Below are 20,616 nucleotides of genomic sequence, written 5' to 3' on the forward strand. Positions count from 1 at the left end.
CCCGCAGCCATTGGCAGTACCTGGGGAAATCAACAAGAGTTGGTCAATTGATTTTATGAGTGACGCGTTATGGTGTGGCAGGCGTTTTCGTACGTTTAATGTGGTCGATGATTTTAATCGGGAAGTATTAGCGATTGAAGTGGATCTGAATTTACCTGCGTCCCGTGTAGTACGGGTGCTGGAGCGTATCGTTGCATGGCGTGGCTTTCCGGCACAGATCAGAATGGACAACGGACCTGAATTTATTTCAGCCACTTTAGCTGATTGGGCGCAAAAGCATGATGTTCATCTGGAGTTTATTGAACCAGGTAGACCTATGCAAAATGGCTTCATTGAACGTTTCAACCGCAGCTACCGCCAAGGGGTGTTAGATATGTATGTTTTTAAGAACTTGCAGGAGGTCAAAGAAAGAACAGAATTGTGGATGAACGATTACAACGAGCAATGTCCACATGATTCTCTCAACGGGATGACACCTGTTGAATACCGATTATTTCATCAACCTCAAAACTCTAGTAATACATGGCACTGATTGGGGGAGGTTTACACGGCAAAGGCCAGTTTTCGAATGATTTTAGGGGGCACAGAAATGAAAAAAGCCCTGACGAATTCTCGTAAGGGCTTGATTCAATTACTAAAATTCTGGTGGGCCTCCCGTGAGTCGAACACGGTACCAACGGATTATGAGTCCGCTGCTCTAACCAACATGAGCTAGAGGCCCATTTTTCTTCACGTTTTCTATTTTTTTGATTAGGTTTTCTGTTTAGAGAAACTAAAAAAAATAATAAAAACCGTTCGCTACTACAAATCATTTACTCCGAAAAATCGGCGCAAAAAGACGCATTGGCGCTAAAAAAATCAGCGCCAATTATACAACATTAATTCCCTTCGAGGAAGCTCTTGAGCTTGTCTGAGCGCGATGGGTGACGTAATTTGCGCAGTGCTTTTGCCTCTATTTGGCGGATGCGCTCGCGGGTGACGTCGAATTGTTTACCGACTTCTTCCAGTGTGTGATCGGTCGACATTTCTACGCCAAAACGCATACGCAATACCTTGGCTTCGCGTGGCGTTAAGGAATCCAACACGTCTTTGACAACGTTGCGCATCGATGCGTGCAGCGCTGCATCAGCTGGTGCCAAGGTGTGGTTGTCTTCGATAAAATCGCCGAGGTGAGAATCATCGTCGTCACCGATGGGGGTTTCCATGGAAATCGGTTCTTTCGCGATTTTCATGATCTTGCGGATTTTGTCTTCTGGCATTTCCATCTTGATCGCCAGCGTTGCAGGATCTGGCTCTACGCCTGTTTCTTGCAAAATCTGACGTGAGATACGATTCATTTTATTGATCGTCTCTATCATGTGCACAGGGATACGGATGGTGCGCGCCTGATCGGCGATGGAACGGGTGATCGCCTGACGAATCCACCATGTGGCATAGGTCGAGAATTTGTAACCACGACGGTATTCAAACTTATCCACGGCCTTCATCAAACCGATGTTGCCTTCTTGGATCAGATCGAGGAATTGTAGACCGCGGTTCGTGTATTTTTTTGCGATAGAAATAACCAGGCGTAAGTTAGCCTCGGTCATTTCGCGCTTGGCTTTACGGGCTTTCATTTCACCAGCAGACATGCGCTTGTTGATATTGCGCAGATCTGGCAACGGCAATACAACGCGCGATTGCAGGTCGATCAATTTTTGTTGCAACTGCTGCACAGCGGGTACGTTACGACCCAGGATTGCGCTGTAGGAATGGCCGGAGTTCACTTCGCCTTCCACCCATTTCAGGTTGGTTTCATTACCTGGGAATACTTTGATGAAGTGTGAACGTGGCATGCCGCAGCGATTGACTGCAACTTCCAGAATTTGCTTCTCAATATGGCGCACTTCGTCGACCTGACCGCGCAAGGTGTCGCATAATTTTTCAACGACTTTGGCCGTAAAGCGAATCCCGAGCAATTCGTTAGAAATCGCTTCTTGCGCTTTGACGTAAGACTTAGAGTTGTAGCCTTCTTTTTCGTAAGACTTGCGCATTTTGTCGAAGTTGGTGGCAATGATTTCAAACTTTGCCAACGCATCACGCTTCATTTGCTCTAACTGTTCAGCAGAGATGGCGGCTGCGCCTGCGGCACCACCGTCGTCATCTTCTTCCTCTTCGTCTTCTTCGTCTTCTTCATCCTCTTCATCCTCATCGGATACTGGAGCGACGACGACAGGAGCAGGTTCGTCGTTGGCGTTTGGATCGACCAAACCATCAACGATTTCATCGATTTTCATTTCATCGGCAGCGATTTTTTCTGCTGCTGCGAGGATTTCTGCAATCGTGGTCGGACACGCAGAAATCGCCTGAATCATGTCTTTCAGGCCTTCTTCGATTTTCTTGGCGATGACAATTTCGCCTTCGCGTGTCAGCAACTCTACCGAGCCCATTTCGCGCATGTACATACGCACTGGATCGGTAGTACGACCAAAGTCAGAATCGACGGTGGACAAAGCGGCTTCAGCGGCGGCTTCTACTTCGTCATCATCGGTCGTAACAGTAACGACGTTATCTGACAACAGCAAGGTTTCTGCATCTGGCGCCTGCTCATAAACCGCGACACCCATATCGTTAAACGTACCGATAATGCCTTCGATCGCTTCTGGATCGACAACGTTTTCTGGCAAGTGATCGTTGATCTCCGCAAACGTTAAGTAGCCGCGATCTTTACCGAGTTTAATCAGGGTTTTGAGTTTTTGACGGCGACGTTCTAGTTCTTCTTCGGTCGCTTCAGGATCAGAAGAAAACGCGTCTTTCAAGAGCGCTTTTTCTTTAGCTTTACGATCTTTCGCCTTTGCCTTATCAATTGCTTTCATCTCAGCGCGTTCAACCGCGTTCAATGCTGCAATTTCTTCATTTTCAGGCTGATATTCTTTTGGTTTGCGTCCGCGACGGCCAGGCACTTTCACACCTGGTAAAACATAACCAGACGTATCAATTGCGGCTAATACCGCAGCATCGGTCGTCTGCGAGACGGTCGGTGCAGATCCAGTCTTGATTTCCTGAACTTCAGGAGCAGCTTTCGCTGATTTCTTGGTAGGCTTAGTCACTGTCTTTGAATCGGTTTTGTTAGTTGTCACGGAAGCTTTCGATGTTGCGGATACCGCTGGGTTTGCTTCAGACGAATCAGCTTCAATTCGTGTTTGCTTACCAGCAATCTGATGAGTTGCGACTTCCGCAATTTTCTCATCACTTTTTTTGACTCGAGATGGCGTCTTGGTCGCCACTTCATTTATTTGCGTTTTTTTGTCTGATGCACTCTTTGCGGCATCACTGACTGTCTTTGCAACTGGCTTAATTGTTGCCACACCTGACTTACTCGTCGCCTTCGGTGTTGCTACGGTTTCAGCCGCCTTATTCACTTTAGGCGCTTTAATGTCTTTCGCAACCTCTATTTTGCCAACGGCTTTTGTTGCTGCCGGACTCAATTTTGCTGCGGCTTTCACGGGTATTGCCTTTTTCTCGGCGACCTTGGTGGCGGGCTTAGCGACGACCGGTGTTGCAAGCTTGCGAACAGCCGCAGAGACTGGCTTGGCAGTTGATTTGGTTGCTGGCTTCGCCGCAGTCTTGGTTGCAGTTTTACCTGCTGCCTTGGATTGCGTTTTTACGTCAACACTTGTTGCTTTGGCTACTGCTGTTTTACTGACTGTCTTTGCTGCAGGGGCGATGCTTGCATTTTTAGACACCTTGGTTGCAGTTTTTACAACTGCCGCGGGCGTCAGTGTTTTCGCGGGTTTCTTCATTGCGCTAGCCATTGAATCAAACCATCTGGAACTGAGAAAGTCGCCTGCATGCGCACATAACAAAATGCACAAAAAAGAAATGCCTCGCCGACAGAAGGACTCATCTGCATGCAGTGCAAATCCATATTTGTTTCAGACTTCCCGAGACTCAGCGCCAGTGTTTTGGGTTACTCGGAGGAGCATTTCGCTCACCTAAACAACACATTTCGCCGCAATTAGACAATTTTGCGCGAAATGAAACAACCTAAGACCTTGAATCATAAGCCTTTAATTATAGCATGCTGTCAAGCGATTCTCTAGCCCAAAGCTAGACAAACGACAACTAAACTGATAAAAAAATAGGCAATTTTTATTCAGATAGCTCTTGAAAATTTCACATTCCGCCACCAACTCAGGCGCGACTTGCAAGACAAAAACTTACTTAAATGAAAATTTTCTGCTTAGTTAGATTCATCTTGCAACAGTTAATTTCAAGCGAAAAACTAACGAGTGCCAGCCTCTGTGACTGCCTGTTGACGCAAGAGTTCCTGCAATTGCATGATTTCACGCCAACGCGCCTTGTCCTCATCAGTACGCAATCCGGACGCAACCAATCGTTCCGCTTCACTTTTTAGCGCCTGCGAACGGATTTGCCGGATTGCGCCAGTTAATTCCAATTTAACCAGATCAGGATCGGTATCCGCTTGCTCAGCGACTTCGGCGATCAAACCGTCATAATCCTGACTAACTGCTTTGAGCTGCTCAGCGAGTGCTGCGAATTGCGCGCCTTCACCCATGCTTTGCGCGATTGTGACTAACTGCATCAACATCGCAGCACCATCTGGCGCCAGCACGGCAGCCTCAGCCAATAAAGACTGATCAAGCATCGCTGAAAGAGCTGGATACGCAACCAAAATACGCATAATCTGACGCTCCAGCCCGACTGGCGCACTACGCTTAGAACGCGGTGGTGCCAATTTGACGCGCGCAACCGGCTGCGCCAGCTCAAACAAAGCTTCAATTTCTGCCGGTGTGGTTTGCGTCAGCTGCGCGAGATTTCTGACGATTTGTAAACGTAAGCCAGAAGGCTGCATGCCTTGCAACAGAGGTTTTGCATCGAATTGGGTTCGCGCCCTGCCCTCGGCCGAATTCAGATCATTATCGCCTACCATCTCACGCATAAAAAATTGCGATAAAGGCATGGCATCATGCACCTGCTGCTCAAAAGCATCCGCACCAAACTCACGGATAAAACTATCTGGATCATGCTCAGCAGGTAAAAAGAGGAACTTAATAAACTTATCGTCATTCGCGTGTGGCAAACAAGCATCCAGCGCACGACGCGCAGCGCGACGGCCAGCGCTATCGCCATCAAAACTAAAAATAACGTGATCGGTCTGACGCAATAATTTTTGCACGTGGGTAGGTGTACATGCCGTGCCAAGCGTCGCGACTGCTTGCGGAAATCCCATCTGCGCCAGCGCCACCACATCCATATAACCCTCGGTCACCAGGACATAACCCGCTTCACGTATCGATTGACGCGCTTCAAACAGGCCATACAACTCATAGCCTTTTTGAAACAAAGGGGTTTCCGGCGAGTTCAGATATTTGGGCTCACCCTGCTCCATAATCCGCCCACCAAAGCCAATAATTTGACCTTTAGTGTTACGAATAGGGAACATGACACGATCACGGAAGCGATCGTAACGTTTGCGACCGCCGCCTTCTTCTTCACTTTTATCAATCACCAGCCCCGCTTCGACCAGCTCTGGTGCCTGATAATCAGCATAAACCGAGCGCAAGCCATCCCAGGCATCTGGTGCGAATCCCAAACCAAAACGTGCGGCGATTTCACCGGTCAAACCACGTTTTTTAAGGTAAGCGATCGCTTGCGGGGCTGTGCGTAACTGTTGCTTGTAGTAGTCCCCTGCTTTAGTCATAACCTCTGATAAGGCCAGACTTTTAGCCGTCACTTCAGCGCGTTGCGCTGGCAGCATACGATCTTCTTCGGGAACAATCATACCGTTACTCTGCGACAGATCGCGTATTGCATCGACATAACTCAGCCCGGAATATTCCATTAAAAAACCGATGGAACTGCCATGCGCACCGCAACCAAAGCAATGATAAAACTGCTTGGTCGGGCTGACGGTAAAACTGGGGGATTTTTCATTATGGAAGGGGCACAAACCCATGTAGTTTGCGCCACCTTTTTTGAGCTGGACGTACTTACCCACCACGTCGACAATATCAACGCGGGCGAGTAAGTCCTGGATAAAACTTTGCGGTATCAACGCTGATTACCAGCCGTGCGGCTTCTGCAATGGAGCAAAATTATCGAGTCAGGGCGGCTTTGACCAAGCCAGATACTTTACCCATATCAGCGCGGCCAGCCAGTTTGACTTTGAGTACGTCGATCACTTTACGCATATCTTGCGGGCCAGCAGCGCCCGTTTCAGCAACTGCGGCAGCAACGGTAGCTTGCACTTCTTCATCAGACAATGCAGCAGGCATATAAGTGGACAACACCGCCAATTCGGCTTTTTCGATATCAGCCAAATCCTGACGACCACCTGCTTCAAATTGCTGGATAGAATCTTTGCGCTGCTTGATCATTTTTTCAATGATTGCCAGGATCATGCCATCATCCAACTCAACGCGCTCATCGACTTCTTTTTGCTTCATCGCAGCAGTCAATAAACGGATCGTGCCCAATTTGCCCGCTTCTTTCGCACGCATTGCGGCTTTCATGTCGTCGGTGATTTGGTCTTTTAAGCTCATATACTTACCTTTTTAACCTGGGAAACTGAATCAGATAAAAACAACAAAGCCCGCTGCGGCTGACCGGAGCGGGCATGCAAAACCTAAGTAGCACTATTCAACATCGCACCTGGCTTAGCCAGATACAACATCAGAATTAATACATTTTCTTAGGCAATTGCTGACTACGAATGCGTTTGTAGTGACGCTTAACGGCTGCTGCCAGCTTACGTTTGCGTTCTGCAGTTGGCTTCTCGTAGAACTCGCGAGCGCGCAATTCGGTCAACAGACCGGTCTTTTCGATAGTGCGCTTGAAGCGGCGCATGGCGACTTCGAACGGCTCGTTTTCTTTAAGGCGAATTGTGGTCATGTAAGTTCAAACCATTGAAAGATTATAGGAAGACAGAGATAGTAACAGGATTTTTGATTTATGGGAAGGAATCTGATTAAATCTTACGCAAAAACTTTAATCTGCCTTGCCAATAAACTTAGAAAGTCAACACTTCTTGCCAGTATTTTTAAATTAAGGTTGGGAGTATCAAGCAAAATGCTTGAATTGTCCAGATATAATCTAGACTTAAAAATATACCCCCTACCAGTATAATAGCGAATTGCCACTTAATTTTAGTTAAACAATTTTCGGCGATTTTACAACGCCGCTCCTGCAGCACTACCCGATGCCCATGCCCACTGGAAGTTAAATCCCCCCAGCCAGCCAGTCACATCAACTGCCTCGCCAATAAAATATAAACCTGGCACTTTAGTCGCCATCATGCTTTGCTGCGACAGCGCCCGCGTATCAATTCCGCCGCGAGTCACTTCAGCCTTGCGATAACCTTCGGATCCATCTGGCACCAATTCCCATCGATTCAACTTCTCGCCCAAGGCACGCAGCCGTTTGTCCTGCATATCCGGAATTTTTAAATCACCATCAAAGCCATGCGCCGCCAGCAAGCCATCGACCAGTCTTGCCGGTAAGTATTGCGCTAAATAGTTAGCCAGATTTTTCTTGGTCATAGTTTTAGCTTGAATTAAATCTTCTGCAACGTCTAATTCTGGCAACAAATTAATTCTGATTGGTGTGCCGGGCTGCCAATAGCTGGAAATCTGTAGCACGCCGGGGCCCGACAGGCCTTTATGTGTAAAGAGCAAATCTTCACGGAAAACAATTTTTGATTTTTTCTCACCCGTTTCTATATCTACTTCTAGTGAGATGCCAGAAAGAGGTACAAATGGCTCCCAGGATTTTGTGTCAAACGTCAAAGGTACCAACGCTGGGCGCGGCTCTATCACTTTAATACCAAACTGACGCGCAATCTTGTGCGCAAAATCAGTCGCACCGATTTTTGGAATAGATAAGCCACCAGTGGCGATCACGACGTTTTCTGCAGAAATTTCCCCAGACGACGTTTTGAGCACGTAGCCACCACCCTCAGCTGGTGACACATCATCAACAGCACAAGGCATGCGCCATTGAAACTTGCCCGCATCACATTCGGCTTTCAACATGCGAATGATATCTTCCGCACTGTCATCACAAAACAACTGCCCCTTGTGCTTTTCATGCCAGGCGATGCCATGACGTTTCATCAGCGACAAAAAATCTTGTGGGGTGTAACGCGATAACGCGCTTTTACAGAAATGAGGATTCTCTGATAAAAAATTTGCCGGGCCAGCATGCAAATTCGTGAAGTTGCAGCGACCACCGCCAGAAATTCGAATCTTCTCAGCCAATCGGCTGGCATGATCAATTAATACCACGCGCTTGCCACGCTGCCCAGCGACGGCGGCACACATCATTCCGGCGGCGCCAGCACCGATCACGGCAACATCAAATTGCTTATTCATTATGGTATTGCCTTCATCAAAATCAGGGCAAGATTGTAGCGGATAAGCCTGCGACATATTTGCGATTGCATCAAAATACATATAATTTAGAGGAAAGCCTAAATCACGCACCACCCATTTTCATCTATACTGCCGCCCTTAGTTAAATCTGCACCAAAAACAAGCATGAAATTCTTATATGTATAGAACGATAACGCTGTTTGAAAAACACAACATTTCGTGCATTTTCGTTAGCAAATTGAATTCAATATAGAAGAAATTATTGACTTGTTTTCCGCAAAAAGAGATAACTAATCAACGATTACGCAAACGTTTGCGCAATCCGATTTTAAAAAGCAAAATTTTTTATTCTCCCCCTGGATTAAATTTTTTTTGCACTAAAAAGATCCTCTATTTGGACAAACCTCACCTTTGGGATTAATTTCATGCGCAACTATTCTTCAAAGCAGCTATTTAAGGGCGCGACACGCACCCTGATCGCTGTGGCAGTAAGCACTGCATTTCCTATGCATGCGGCATTAGCACAAGAAGCGAAGCCAGAAGCTTCGGGCAACGATGGTACGAAGTTGGAAACGGTCATCGTTACCGCTAACCGCCGCGCTGAAAACATCAAAGAAGTACCGATGTCTATTTCAGCAATTAAAGGCGATGCACTCGACACCTACGGTGCCAACGGTCAAGATATTCGCTTCTTGTCTTCACGCGTACCTAGCTTGAATATCGAATCAGATTTCGGTCGCTCTTTCCCACGTTTCTACATCCGTGGTCTGGGCAATACCGATTTCGACTTAAATGCATCTCAGCCAGTTGGCTTGATCTACGATGACATCGTCCAAGAAAGCCCGATCCTCAAAGGTTTCCCGGTATTTGACGTTGATCAGGTTGAAGTATTGCGCGGCCCACAAGGTACATTGTTTGGCCGTAACTCCCCGGCAGGCGTCATCAAATTTGACTCTGCCAAACCAACCCGTACATTCGAAGGCTACGGCAGCGTTGGTTACGGTAACTATGGCGCGATCAATCTGGAAGGTGCAGTTAACGTCCCTCTGAATCAAGATTGGGCAATGCGCATCTCCGGTCAGGGTCAAAGCCGTAATGACCGCGTGACCAATCCTTTGAGCACAGGTACTAAGACATTTGAAGGCTACCACGACAATGCAGCACGCGTGCAGTTCCTGTACAAAAACAGCGGCTTTAGCGCTCTGTTCAATTTGCATGGTCGTGACATGGCAGGCAACGCAACATTGTTCCGCGCCAACATTATTCAAAAAGGTACTAACGATCTAGTGCCAGGTTTTGATTATGGTACTTACCCAAGTGATGGTATTAATAAACAAACTCTGACTTCTTCAGGCGTCAATGCACATTTGCGTTGGGATCTTGAAGGTCTGACAGTCCACTCGATCACTGGCTACGACAAAGCAAAGTTCTATAGCCGTGCAGACGTTGACGGTGGCTACGGTGCATCTTATGCACTACCTATGGGTCCTGGCTTTATTCCATTCACTGCTGAAACAGCCGATGGCTTGCCAAATCTGCGTCAAATCACTCAAGAGGTTCGTGTAGAGTCAAGCACAAAAGATCCACTGCAATGGATTGCTGGCTTGTACTACTTCAACGAAAAAATCCAGGTTGATAGTTTTGACTTCAACACTTTGGGTGGTAACGTTCAAGATGGTTATGCTGTTCAACATCAAAATGCTAAGTCTTATGCTGCATTCGGCTCTGTCAACTATGCAGTGAACGATCAGTTTAAAGTTCGCGCTGGTATGCGTTACACCAAAGACAGCAAAGATTTTGATGCGCAGCGTCAATGGACGCCCGGCAAAGATATCAGCTTGGGTGGCACGCCAGTCCTGACAGCTAATCCTAGCGCGAGCAATGTAACCTGGGATTTGAGCGGCAGCTACGCAATGGATAAGTCAACGAACTTGTTCGCTCGTGTTGCAACTGGCTATCGTGCACCAAGTATTCAAGGTCGCGTCTTGTTTGGTGACAGCATCTCTGTTGCGCAATCTGAAAAGAACTTGTCCTTCGAAGCTGGTATCAAAAAAGACATTCTGGATAACACTGCTCGTATCAGCGCAACAGTATTCCAGTACACAGCAAAAGATCTGCAACTGACAGCAGGTAGCGGTGGCGTGAACCAGAATAAACTGGTGAATGCTGACAAAGCAACAGGTCAAGGTTTTGAAATTGATGGTCAAGCTAACCTGAACCGTAACTGGAAAGCTACTGTGGGCGTCAGCTACAACGACACTCAGATCAAGGACCCTAACCTGTTCGTTGCTGCTTGCGGTAACGGTTGTACCGTCACTAACCCAGCTGGCCCATTCAAAGGCACAGCTGCAATCAACGGTAATCCACTCCCACGCGCACCTAAATGGGTAGGTAACTTCACATTGAAATACACAACACAAATTGGCGAAGGCACTTTGTACGCTGTGACAGACTGGGCATACAAAGACAGCTACAACATGTTCTTGTATGAAGCAGCTGAATACAAAGCGAAATCTTTGTTAGAAGGCGGTTTGCGTGTTGGCTATCAATGGGCTGACGGTAAATATGAATTGGCTGCTTACGGTCGCAACATCACCAACAAGCAACAAGTTATTGCAGCGATTGACTTCAATAACCTGACAGGTATTTTGAACGAGCCACGCAGCTACGGTGTTCAATTCAAAGCAAACTTCTAATTTGGTTTAGATTTGCTTAAATAGAAGTAGCAATAAATCAAAACGCGCCAGATGATGAGTCTGGCGCGTTTTTTATTGACTTCAATGCTAATCTCCTAGATACGGCACTCCCATCGGACATCAGCGCATCTTTATTTGTCTCGCGACGTCAATACAAAATCCAACTTGCCGCTCTATGTTTTCAGGAACGGCGATGCGTCCCGCAAGCACGGCAGAAATCCAGTTTGCCGTCGCTTGAGCGTCAATGCTATCCGGCGCTTCGGGTGTGCCACCCGCCAAATTATCCTGCTTATCCAAAAGCGTTCTTCCCACCCCATCACTAAACCAATCTATGCGTTGCGCACGCCCTGTACTGGCGACCGTTTCACCTTCCGTGCCGCGCATCAAGAACACATCTCCCTCAAGCGGATTCTGATGAGTAGAAAAATAGTCCTGCAACATCTGCAAATACTCAGGATGCGTGTAAGAATTCAAACGCAACGCAGGCGAATCGAATGGTTGCAATAATTTAACCAGAGTGTGAGTCGAATTTCTGACCCCCAGAATTCGTCGCAAATTCAGCAAGCCCGACATCGATGGTGATAAAGTTTCAATGGCAACAAATGCTGGCTGCTGCGCAGCCATTTGGACACTGACTTGTTCTACGGTTTCACATTTCTGAATGCGTAATTCAGAAAAAATTTCTGCTGTAGTTACCCGTCCGGCATCCTTCGTTACACCGTGCACCAGCACTGGCACTCCCCGACGCGCAAGAAGCAAAGCCAGTAAAGGCGTGAGATTTGCTTTTTTACGAGCGCCGTTATAACTCGGGATAATCACTGGCGCATAAGCGGTATCAACAGGCGCAGTCAGCGGCATGATAAAGCTCTTAGCTGCATCCAGAAAACCGGCAATTTCATCTATCGATTCGCCCTTGATTCGCATGGACAATAATATCGCCCCAAGCTCCATGTCAGAAACTCGTCCAGCCAACATCGCCTCATACAAAGCTTGGGCATCGTCCCGCCCCATACTGCGGGCGCCGTCTTTGCCCCTGCCAATTTCTTTGATCAGATGTGCCGCAGGAAATGATGCCATGCCCTTTTCAAGAGTGTGTTTGTCTTTATTCATTATTTCATCAACAGCTTCATTACTGCGTTCCATTCTGCTGTCGTCACCGGCGTAATCGATAAACGGCTACCTTTTTGCAATACCTGCATGGTTTCCAATTCCGGATGGGTACGCATCTCAGTCAGGCTTAATAGCGGTGTCTTGCGGATCGCCTTAATATCGACCATCATCCAGCGCGGCGTTTCCCGGGTCGCTTTAGGATCAAAATAATGGCTCTTGGAATCAAACTGGGTATGATCCGGATAGGCGGTGGACACTACTTCAGCAATGCCCGCAATGCCCGGTTCTGCGCAACTGGAATGGTAAAACAATACCCCATCACCCACTCGCATGACGTCACGCATAAAATTTCGTGCCTGGTAATTTCTGACGCCGAACCAAGGTACCGCTGGCATTGCCAACGCGTCGTCGATACTCATTTCAGCAGGTTCAGACTTCATCAACCAATATGCCATAGCAATTCACTCAAAGAAAAAAAAGAGAAAAGATAAAAAATAAATTGTCGCATACTTGGACGCTGGGTATCTGAAAGCAAACGCAGATAGAAAAAATCAAATTCTCAAAATAAAAACGGCTGTCGATAACGACAGCCGTTCAGAATAAGTCCCCACCGATGCCGCTATGCCGGCATCCTGAACCTAAGCGGTTCAAGTTGGCCACGGTCAGTTCAATTTCGGGTTCATCGGACTAGCGACGCTCACACCCATCGAACAATGTTCCACAGCCTATGCACATAAATGGTTCAAGGAATATATGACATTGGCGAACACGGCAGGGAATTGAAGTTTACTCCCAAACTGAGTTTTCATGTCATTGTTTTTGATTAAATTATGCAATGACCCTGCAATTAAAATAGTTTTTCTTGTGGAGTAAGCGCCTGATCCATCACTTCATGCATCTGACTCATTTTCTGTTTCACCTCAGACATGGACATGCCAGATAACGGGCCTTCGGGTGATTTGGTGGCTAAGAGCTCCGTTGTCATACCCAGGGCAGCCATCACTGCAATACGGTCAGTTCCCTTGACCTTAGAGGAATCACGTAAAGCCGACATTTTGGCATCCAGATAAGCGGCCGCTTCGCGCAGCGCCCGGTCTTCACCATCTTTGCAAGACAGCTTATAACTTTGTCCCATGATAGAAACATCTACTTGTATCACTTTTTTTTCAGTCATGCTGCTTCCTCATCATTTACTGCTTCTGCTGGCAATTGCGCTAACAAGGCCGAAACCCGGTTATGCGCTTGCTGCATCCGTTGTTGCATATCGTGATTCTGCGAAGTCAACAACGCTACTTCGTTGCGCAAGCCAGCATTTTCAGTACGCAAGGCATAGGTAAGCTCAGCGAGCTTAGCAACTTTTTCAGCGAGTAATTCAAAATCGGAAATCATCATAGTTTGAGGTTATCAAGTGCAACAAATCTGGATTCTTATTATACGAGCAAATTTTCTGGCAACGTGCGTCCGGAACGAATGAAGTATGGAAAAATTTCAAAACACTTCATTTAAACGATAAAAAACCGATTAATTTGATAGAAATTCTGTTCAAGGCCAAAATAGACTATACAAAAACCGACATTTTTGTATGCAAACAATTATTTTATGTGACGAACCACATAAAATATCCTTAAGCATCACACTTTTTTTAAAAATAGGTTATTATTTGCTGCATAGCTAACCACGCTAGACTCTTCGTTGGCATCTCTCGGTACCCGTATTAATTACCATTGAAATTACGCCAATCGCCTCCAGATTCAACACTGAATGCGGCGAGTTCCGATTTCTGACCGATATTCTGTGGCGCTGTTACCCCTTAATTTTTCCCTCTCGATGAGGATTCCATGAGCGAAAACATCAAATATGTAAGCGATGCTTCTTTTGAAGCTGACGTATTAAAATCCGACAAACCAGTTCTGGTCGACTTCTGGGCTGAATGGTGTGGTCCATGCAAAATGATCGCCCCTATTCTGGAAGAAGTTGCTAAAGAATATGATGGTAAGGTCGTTGTTGCAAAAATGGACGTCGATGCCAACCAGGCAGTACCTGCTCAGTTTGGTATCCGCGGCATTCCTACTTTGATTTTGTTTAAAAATGGTGCTGTCGCAGCACAAAAAGTAGGCGCCTTGGCAAAAGGTCAATTGACATCTTTCATTGACGCTAATATTTAAGGTATCATACGTACTGCTCCGGCTTTGAATCCAATCAGCGCATCAATCGATTGAGATGAAAATTCTGGCGCAGTACGGTCACCGTATAGTATAAAACGTAAATTTAGAGCTTGTTTTAATGGTCATTTGACCGCAAAATACAAATAACTATTCTGTTTATTCTGTAGTTCCTCCGTTCACTCCCCCACCCCATACTCCCATCCCGGGACACTCACCATGCATCTATCTGAATTAAAAGCCCTACACGTATCCGCATTGCTGGACATGGCTGTAGGACTCGATATCGACAACGCGGCACGTATGCGCAAACAAGAATTGATGTTCGCGATTCTTAAAAAACGTGCAAAATCCGGCGAACAAATTTTTGGCGATGGCGCTCTTGAAGTGTTGCCTGACGGCTTCGGTTTCTTGCGCTCACCAGATGCCAGCTACATGGCTTCGACCGACGATATTTATATTTCTCCTTCACAAATCCGCCGTTTCAATTTACACACTGGCGATTCGATCGAAGGTGAAGTACGTACACCAAAAGATGGCGAGCGTTATTTCGCTCTGGTGAAGGTGGACAAGGTCAACGGAGAATCACCAGAAGCGTCGAAACACCGCATTCTGTTTGAAAACTTAACACCGCTGCACCCAAACAAAGTATTGACACTCGAACGCGAAATGCGCGGCGAAGAAAATACCACTGGCCGTATCATCGATATGATCGCACCAATTGGCCGTGGTCAACGCGGTTTGCTGGTGGCATCACCTAAATCCGGTAAATCCGTGATGCTGCAACACGTTGCTCACGCGATTACAACTAATCATCCAGACGTAACCTTGATCGTTTTGCTGATCGATGAACGTCCGGAAGAAGTGACTGAAATGCAGCGTTCAGTACGCGGCGAAGTCGTTGCTTCAACCTTTGATGAACCCGCAACCCGTCACGTACAAGTGGCTGAAATGGTTCTCGAAAAAGCCAAACGTCTGGTCGAAATGAAAAAAGACGTGGTCATTCTGCTTGATTCGATTACCCGTCTGGCGCGTGCGTACAATACCGTGATCCCAGCTTCCGGCAAAGTATTGACCGGTGGTGTGGATGCTAACGCATTGCAGCGTCCAAAACGTTTCTTTGGTGCTGCCCGTAACGTCGAAGAAGGCGGCTCTCTCACGATCATCGCTACGGCATTGATCGAAACTGGTAGCCGTATGGATGACGTGATCTACGAAGAATTTAAAGGTACAGGCAATATGGAAGTTCATCTGGAACGCCGTCTTGCTGAAAAACGCGTCTACCCAGCGATCAACCTGAATAAATCCGGTACCCGTCGTGAAGAATTGCTGATCAAACCAGATCAGTTACAAAAAATCTGGATTTTGCGTAAGTTGCTGTACTCGATGGACGAGATCGAAGCGATGGAATTCATCCAGGACAAAATGAAGGCAACCAAAAACAATGCAGAATTCTTTGAGATGATGCGTCGTGGTGGTTAATCGGTCTGAAAAATTTAGTTTGATTTGATTTGATTTGAATTGGATTAAATTTTTGATACAAATTGTCCTTCAAAAAAAAGCCGATACGCATGTATCGGCTTTTTTGCTTTTACGTTACTACCTCAACTTCTATTTCGCTGCGACTTCCTGCTTCGCATCCCAACCGCCACCTACCGCTTTATACAAACTGACCACAGCACTCAGATGCGCACGCTGGGTATCAATCACCGTCACTTGCGCTTGCCACAGATCTCTTTGCGCGTTCAAGACTTCGAGATAACTGCTATAGCCGTTTTTATAACGTAATTCGGCTAAGCGCAGCGAGTCTTTCAAGGCTGATACTCGATGCTGTCCGGACGTATAAATCTGCTCATTGGCGGTGGCGTTATTCAAGGCGTCATGTACATCCCTAAAGGCACCCTGTACTGTTTGCACATACTGCGCCAGCGCTTGTGTTTTGCGTGCTTCTGCACCAGACACGAGCGCGCCAATTGCACCAGCACGGAACACTGGCTGGGTTAAATTCGCACCAATATTCCATAACATCGATGCCGGATTAATCAAGTCTTTGAGACTTTGCGACTCGTAACCAACACCACTACTAAGTTTGAGCGTAGGAAAATATTGCGCTTTCGCCTGACCAATATCCGCATTCGCCGCCATCAGCGATTGTTCAGCGGCGACAATATCCGGACGACGCTCTAACAAATTGGAAGGCAAATCAGCAGGTACACGCAATTGTTGATACAGACCATCAATATCACTACCGCGTGCAATCACCGGTTTGGCAATTGCAGAAGGTGAACGCCCTACCAGTACAGCCAGAGCGGATTCGGTATTTGCCACTGATTGCTTTGCTTGTGCAAGACTGATTTCTGCCGCGGCTTCTTCAGAATCAGCTATATGTAAATCCAGTTCACCGATGGTGCCAGACGCATATAATTTTTTCTGCAAACGAAGTTTTTCCTGACGCGTTTTGAGCGTCACATCTGCCAATGCTAATTGGGCATCGCTGGCACGCAAGCTAAAGTAAGTTTGCGCCAGAGTACTATATAAACTCGTCAAAACAACACCTTGATTGGCTTCCTGCGCCAGCAAACGCGCACGTGCAGCTTCGTCAGCACGTGCTAACTTACCCCACAAATCAAGTTCATACGAAGCACTGAGACCTAGCTTATAGTCACGACTAATTGGTTCTGCCCCGGGTGGTAGTGAACCCGCATGTTGGCTCGTACGCAGTTTGGTCGGCGTGATATTTGCATCCACGGTCGGATAGCGATTGGAATTGGCACCGACCGCGAGTGCACGCGCTTCTTCAACGCGACCAGCAGCAAGTAGCAGATCCTGGTTATTGGCATGCGCCTCATCCAGCAACGCATTGAGGACAGGATCATTGAACCCTTTCCACCACGCCATATAGTCCATCGTAGCAGACTTGCCCGGCGCTGCAGCGACGCTCAAACTTGTCGACACATCCAATGCTGGGCGCTGATAATCAGGCCCTACCGAAGCGCAGCCAGCCAGCGCCAGACTGGCGGCCATCGTTGTTAATATAAATTTTGCTTTCAACATCATTATTCCTTAGTCACTGCGACAGATGCATCCATTTTTGCTGCGTAAGGTGCGGTCGTTACAGGATGAGCGAAATCAGCCTCGGTCGTTTTCAGGCGTTTATCGTTAATTAATTTAAAGAACAAAGGTACAAAGAAGATCGCCAGGAAGGTGGCCGCCAACATACCACCCAATACACCAGTCCCCAGCGATTGACGCGCAGCCGCACCAGCACCATGAGAAAACGCTAGTGGTACGACACCCAAAATAAATGCCAATGAAGTCATCAAAATCGGACGGAAACGCAAGCGCGCTGCCTCGACCGCCGCCGCCACTGGTGCATAACCTTCATGCACTTTCATGACTGCAAATTCCACAATCAGAATCGCATTCTTGGCCGACAAACCGAGCAAAGTCACGAGGCCGATCTGGAAATACACGTCGTTATTAAAGTGACGCAAATACACCGCCATCAACGCGCCAAAGATACCGAACGGCATTGCCAACAATACTGAGAAAGGCAGCGACCACTTTTCATATTGCGCAGCCAGAATCAGGAAAATCATCAACACGCCAGCACCCAGTGCAATACCGGCTGCATTGCTGCTACGTTTTTCCTGAAATGATGCACCACCCCAGTCGTAGACGACATCGGCAGGCAACACGTTCTTTGCTGCGCGTTCCATCGCCGCGATGGCCTGACCAGAGCTGTAACCTGGTTTCGCATCGCCCAGCAATTTAATCGCAGGCAAAGCATTAAAGCGTTGCACTGAATCAGGTCCGGTAATGAACTTGATCGTCGTGAAAGCACGTACCGGTATCATTTGCCCCGTCGAAGAGCGAACATACATGCGGCCGATATCATCAGGTTTGGCACGATACTGACCTTCTGCTTGCAACTGCACTGTGTAAATACGCCCATTTTTATTGAAATCGTTCACATAGTAGCTACCCAAAGTTGCCGCTAACGTGTTGTAGACATCAGAAAGGGCAACACCCATAGAACGTGCTTTTTCATTGTCCACATCCACGTAAAGCTGTGGAGAACGGGCTTGCCACAAGGTTTTCACACCGGCCAGTTCTGGCTGCTTATTGGCTTCGGCCAACAACAGAGGCAATAAAGTCGCCAGACGTTTAACGCCACCTTCTCCGGCATTTTGTAAATAGAACTCGAAGCCACCAGTTTGTCCCAAGCCCTGAATCGCAGGCGGGCTGAAGAACAATGGCAAACCTTCTTTGATATGGCCAGTTTTCATGTAGCTTTCACCAACCATTTGCTGCGCGGATTGGTTCCGTTCATCCCATGGTTTTAATGGGAAGAACATGGTCGCGGCGGATGATTTCAAACCGCCACCACCCAGAAAATCCAAACCAACCAAAGAGAAGGTGGTGTCGATATTTTTATTGGTTTGCATGACGGTCTCAACTTGCTTGACCATCGCATTAGTGCGATCCAAGGATGCACCATCCGGCATAATCGCCGCACCAATAAAGTAACCTTGATCTTCATCTGGCACTAAGCCACCTGGCACGTGTTTCCACAATACTCCGGTCAAAGCCACCATACCCAAGACCAAAGCAACGCCTAAGGTAGCGCGTTTCAGGAAGAAACTCACACCGTCGGTATAGCGCTTAGTCAAACGTAAAAACGCCGCGTTAAACCAGGTAAAAAAGCGATTATGATTTTCCGCCCCTGGTTTCAACAAGATCGCGCACAAAGCGGGGGTCAACGTTAAAGCAACCAAACCTGACAATACAACAGCGATAGAAATCGTGACCGAGAATTGACGATACAACTCACCAGCCAAACCACCAAGGAAAGCAATCGGGCCAAACGCCGCCACCAGCACCAGCACAATCGCAATGACTGGTCCGGTCACTTCATGCATCGCTTCAATCGCAGCATCTTTCGGCGACATGCCCTCTTCATTCATCAGACGCTCGACGTTTTCTAATACCACGATCGCATCATCCACCACGATACCAATCGCTAACACCATACCGAATAAAGTCAATGTGTTAATGCTGTAACCAAGCAAGTGCAAACCCGCCATCGTACCAATCAACGACACCGGAACGGCGAGCGTTGGAATGATCGTTGCACGCCAGCTTTGCAAAAACAAGTACACAACAATAAACACCAAGACCATCGCTTCTGCCAGTGTTTTTAGCACTTCTGCAATCGACTCAGTGACAAACGGCGTGGTGTCATACGGTGTCGAATATGTCATGCCTTCGGGGAATTTCGCCTTCAGATCTTGCAAGGTTTTTTCAACTGCTTTGCGTGTCTCTAAGGCATTCGCACCGGTTTGCAAAAACACACCAATGTTGGCAGAAGGATGACCATTCACGCGACCATACAAGTTGTAATCTTTAGAACCTAATTCGACCCGCGCCACATCTTTAATGCGTATCGTCGCACCGCTCTTATCGGATTTGACGATGATATTGGCAAACTCTTCTGGCTCCAATAAACGACCTTTGGCCGTTACGGTCATCGTCAGTTCTTCGGTATTGTTTGGTGGGGCACCCACTTTACCAGCAGCGTATTGCGCATTTTGTTCAGAAATAGCGTTTGAAATATCGCTCACCGTCACGCCCAATTGCGCCATGCGATCCGGACGCATCCAGATCCGCATTGCATAATCTTTGGCACCAAAAATCTGAATATTGGTTGTGCCAGGAACGCGCTTCAGTGCATCTAACACATTCTGCGTGGCATAGTTAGACAAGTACAAAGCATCGTAGCGATTGTCTGGCGAATACAAGGCTGCAACGACCAAGAAGTTTGACGAACTCTTAGAGACCGTTACGCCCTGACGACGCACTTCTTGCGGTAATTTAGCATCCGCCTGACGCACACGGTTATTGACGTTCACCGCAGCGATATCGAGATTGGTGCCGACTTCAAACGTCACATCGATTGATACACGGCCATCAGCAGACGACACTGAGTTCATGTACAACATGTGTTCGACGCCGTTGATTTGCTCCTCAATTGGCGCCGCCACGGTACGTTCTACCACTTCAGCCGAAGCGCCTGGATAAAATGCCGTCACATTGACGACAGGTGGTGAAATCTCGGGGTAACGAGAAATCGGCAAGACACGCAGAGCGGCCAAGCCTGCCAGCACAATAATCAACGACAAGACTGTCGCGAAAATCGGCCGGTTAATAAAAAATTTTGAAAACATGAATTATTCCTGTTTGCCTTTGCTGACGATGCAGCACTAAATTCAGTAA

At 47.3% G+C, this 20,616-nt stretch carries 15 protein-coding genes, 1 tRNA gene and 1 other RNA gene; 4 read left to right on the forward strand and 13 right to left on the reverse strand.

Features of this window, described 5'->3' with window-relative positions:
* A partial coding sequence (locus ACO0KY_RS18820) for an integrase core domain-containing protein (protein ID WP_423048661.1) occupies positions 1-532 on the forward strand: 532 nt, incomplete at its 5' end.
* A 111-nt stretch (positions 533-643) separates the two neighbouring features.
* On the opposite strand, the gene ACO0KY_RS18825 is transcribed toward ACO0KY_RS18820, so the two are convergent.
* The 6 genes from ACO0KY_RS18825 to ACO0KY_RS18850 form a co-directional block, all read right to left on the reverse strand.
* Positions 644-721, reverse strand: a tRNA-Ile gene (locus ACO0KY_RS18825).
* A 157-nt stretch (positions 722-878) separates the two neighbouring features.
* The gene (rpoD, locus tag ACO0KY_RS18830) at positions 879-3,038 is read right to left on the reverse strand and encodes an RNA polymerase sigma factor RpoD (protein ID WP_390312654.1); all 2,160 of its coding nucleotides are present in this window, start codon (positions 3,036-3,038) and stop codon (positions 879-881) included.
* Positions 3,039-4,264: 1,226 nt separating this feature from the next.
* Positions 4,265-6,058 (reverse strand): DNA primase, encoded by a 1,794-nt coding sequence (dnaG, locus tag ACO0KY_RS18835; RefSeq protein ID WP_423048663.1) that lies wholly within the window; start codon positions 6,056-6,058, stop codon positions 4,265-4,267.
* 40 nt (positions 6,059-6,098) lie between these two features.
* Complete coding sequence (locus ACO0KY_RS18840) at positions 6,099-6,545, reverse strand: GatB/YqeY domain-containing protein (protein WP_423048665.1); 447 nt, start codon at positions 6,543-6,545, stop codon at positions 6,099-6,101.
* A 136-nt stretch (positions 6,546-6,681) separates the two neighbouring features.
* Complete coding sequence (gene rpsU, locus ACO0KY_RS18845) at positions 6,682-6,894, reverse strand: 30S ribosomal protein S21 (RefSeq protein WP_005877634.1); 213 nt, start codon at positions 6,892-6,894, stop codon at positions 6,682-6,684.
* 278 nt (positions 6,895-7,172) lie between these two features.
* Positions 7,173-8,372: an NAD(P)/FAD-dependent oxidoreductase gene (locus ACO0KY_RS18850; protein ID WP_423048667.1), complete on the reverse strand. Its 1,200-nt coding sequence runs from the start codon at positions 8,370-8,372 to the stop codon at positions 7,173-7,175.
* A 425-nt stretch (positions 8,373-8,797) separates the two neighbouring features.
* Between ACO0KY_RS18850 and ACO0KY_RS18855 the strand changes: the two genes are divergently transcribed.
* Positions 8,798-11,068: a TonB-dependent receptor gene (locus ACO0KY_RS18855; RefSeq protein WP_423048669.1), complete on the forward strand. Its 2,271-nt coding sequence runs from the start codon at positions 8,798-8,800 to the stop codon at positions 11,066-11,068.
* Between the two features lie 120 nt (positions 11,069-11,188).
* Here ACO0KY_RS18855 and ybiB read toward each other — a convergent pair whose 3' ends face one another.
* The 5 genes from ybiB to ACO0KY_RS18880 all read right to left on the reverse strand — a co-directional run bounded on the left by ybiB (position 11,189) and on the right by ACO0KY_RS18880 (position 13,570).
* Entirely contained in the window at positions 11,189-12,145 is a 957-nt protein-coding gene (gene ybiB / locus ACO0KY_RS18860) for a DNA-binding protein YbiB (protein WP_423048671.1), read from the reverse strand.
* A gap of 32 nt (positions 12,146-12,177) precedes the next feature.
* On the reverse strand, positions 12,178-12,633 hold the full coding sequence (locus tag ACO0KY_RS18865; RefSeq protein ID WP_423048673.1) for an EVE domain-containing protein: 456 nt from the start codon (positions 12,631-12,633) through the stop codon (positions 12,178-12,180).
* Between the two features lie 145 nt (positions 12,634-12,778).
* Positions 12,779-12,959: non-coding RNA, 6S RNA (gene ssrS, locus ACO0KY_RS18870), on the reverse strand.
* Positions 12,960-13,025: 66 nt separating this feature from the next.
* Positions 13,026-13,337 carry a cell division protein ZapA gene (locus tag ACO0KY_RS18875; protein WP_186913264.1) on the reverse strand — a complete coding sequence of 104 codons (312 nt, stop codon included), beginning with the start codon at positions 13,335-13,337 and terminating at the stop codon, positions 13,026-13,028.
* Positions 13,338-13,348: 11 nt separating this feature from the next.
* On the reverse strand, positions 13,349-13,570 hold the full coding sequence (locus ACO0KY_RS18880; RefSeq protein WP_423048675.1) for a DUF904 domain-containing protein: 222 nt from the start codon (positions 13,568-13,570) through the stop codon (positions 13,349-13,351).
* A gap of 446 nt (positions 13,571-14,016) precedes the next feature.
* Between ACO0KY_RS18880 and trxA the strand changes: the two genes are divergently transcribed.
* Positions 14,017-14,343, forward strand: a complete 327-nt coding sequence (trxA, locus tag ACO0KY_RS18885) for a thioredoxin TrxA (protein WP_186913160.1) — start codon at positions 14,017-14,019, stop codon at positions 14,341-14,343.
* Positions 14,344-14,559: 216 nt separating this feature from the next.
* On the forward strand, positions 14,560-15,822 hold the full coding sequence (gene rho, locus ACO0KY_RS18890) for a transcription termination factor Rho (RefSeq protein ID WP_186913159.1): 1,263 nt from the start codon (positions 14,560-14,562) through the stop codon (positions 15,820-15,822).
* Between the two features lie 129 nt (positions 15,823-15,951).
* Here the strand turns inward: rho and ACO0KY_RS18895 are convergent, their stop codons facing one another.
* Positions 15,952-17,394 carry an efflux transporter outer membrane subunit gene (locus ACO0KY_RS18895; protein ID WP_423048678.1) on the reverse strand — a complete coding sequence of 481 codons (1,443 nt, stop codon included), beginning with the start codon at positions 17,392-17,394 and terminating at the stop codon, positions 15,952-15,954.
* A 2-nt stretch (positions 17,395-17,396) separates the two neighbouring features.
* Positions 17,397-20,567 (reverse strand): efflux RND transporter permease subunit, encoded by a 3,171-nt coding sequence (locus ACO0KY_RS18900; protein WP_423048680.1) that lies wholly within the window; start codon positions 20,565-20,567, stop codon positions 17,397-17,399.
* Between the last annotated feature and the right edge of the window lie 49 nt (positions 20,568-20,616).

Source organism: Undibacterium sp. Dicai25W (assembly GCF_049340505.1).
In the GTDB taxonomy this organism is placed as follows: Bacteria; Pseudomonadota; Gammaproteobacteria; order Burkholderiales; family Burkholderiaceae_D; genus Undibacterium; species Undibacterium jejuense.

What these genes read in the sequence shown, in the direction of transcription:
- trxA (WP_186913160.1), top strand. Translation starts at nt 14,017, where the DNA reads ATGAGCGAAAACATCAAATATGTAAGCGATGCTTCTTTTGAAGCTGAC.
- ACO0KY_RS18855 (WP_423048669.1), top strand. Translation starts at nt 8,798, where the DNA reads ATGCGCAACTATTCTTCAAAGCAGCTATTTAAGGGCGCGACACGCACC.
- ACO0KY_RS18865 (WP_423048673.1), bottom strand. Translation starts at nt 12,633, where the DNA reads ATGGCATATTGGTTGATGAAGTCTGAACCTGCTGAAATGAGTATCGAC.
- ACO0KY_RS18880 (WP_423048675.1), bottom strand. Translation starts at nt 13,570, where the DNA reads ATGATGATTTCCGATTTTGAATTACTCGCTGAAAAAGTTGCTAAGCTC.
- ACO0KY_RS18900 (WP_423048680.1), bottom strand. Translation starts at nt 20,567, where the DNA reads ATGTTTTCAAAATTTTTTATTAACCGGCCGATTTTCGCGACAGTCTTG.
- ACO0KY_RS18895 (WP_423048678.1), bottom strand. Translation starts at nt 17,394, where the DNA reads ATGTTGAAAGCAAAATTTATATTAACAACGATGGCCGCCAGTCTGGCG.
- ACO0KY_RS18840 (WP_423048665.1), bottom strand. Translation starts at nt 6,545, where the DNA reads ATGAGCTTAAAAGACCAAATCACCGACGACATGAAAGCCGCAATGCGT.
- rho (WP_186913159.1), top strand. Translation starts at nt 14,560, where the DNA reads ATGCATCTATCTGAATTAAAAGCCCTACACGTATCCGCATTGCTGGAC.
- rpsU (WP_005877634.1), bottom strand. Translation starts at nt 6,894, where the DNA reads ATGACCACAATTCGCCTTAAAGAAAACGAGCCGTTCGAAGTCGCCATG.
- ACO0KY_RS18850 (WP_423048667.1), bottom strand. Translation starts at nt 8,372, where the DNA reads ATGAATAAGCAATTTGATGTTGCCGTGATCGGTGCTGGCGCCGCCGGA.
- ybiB (WP_423048671.1), bottom strand. Translation starts at nt 12,145, where the DNA reads ATGGCATCATTTCCTGCGGCACATCTGATCAAAGAAATTGGCAGGGGC.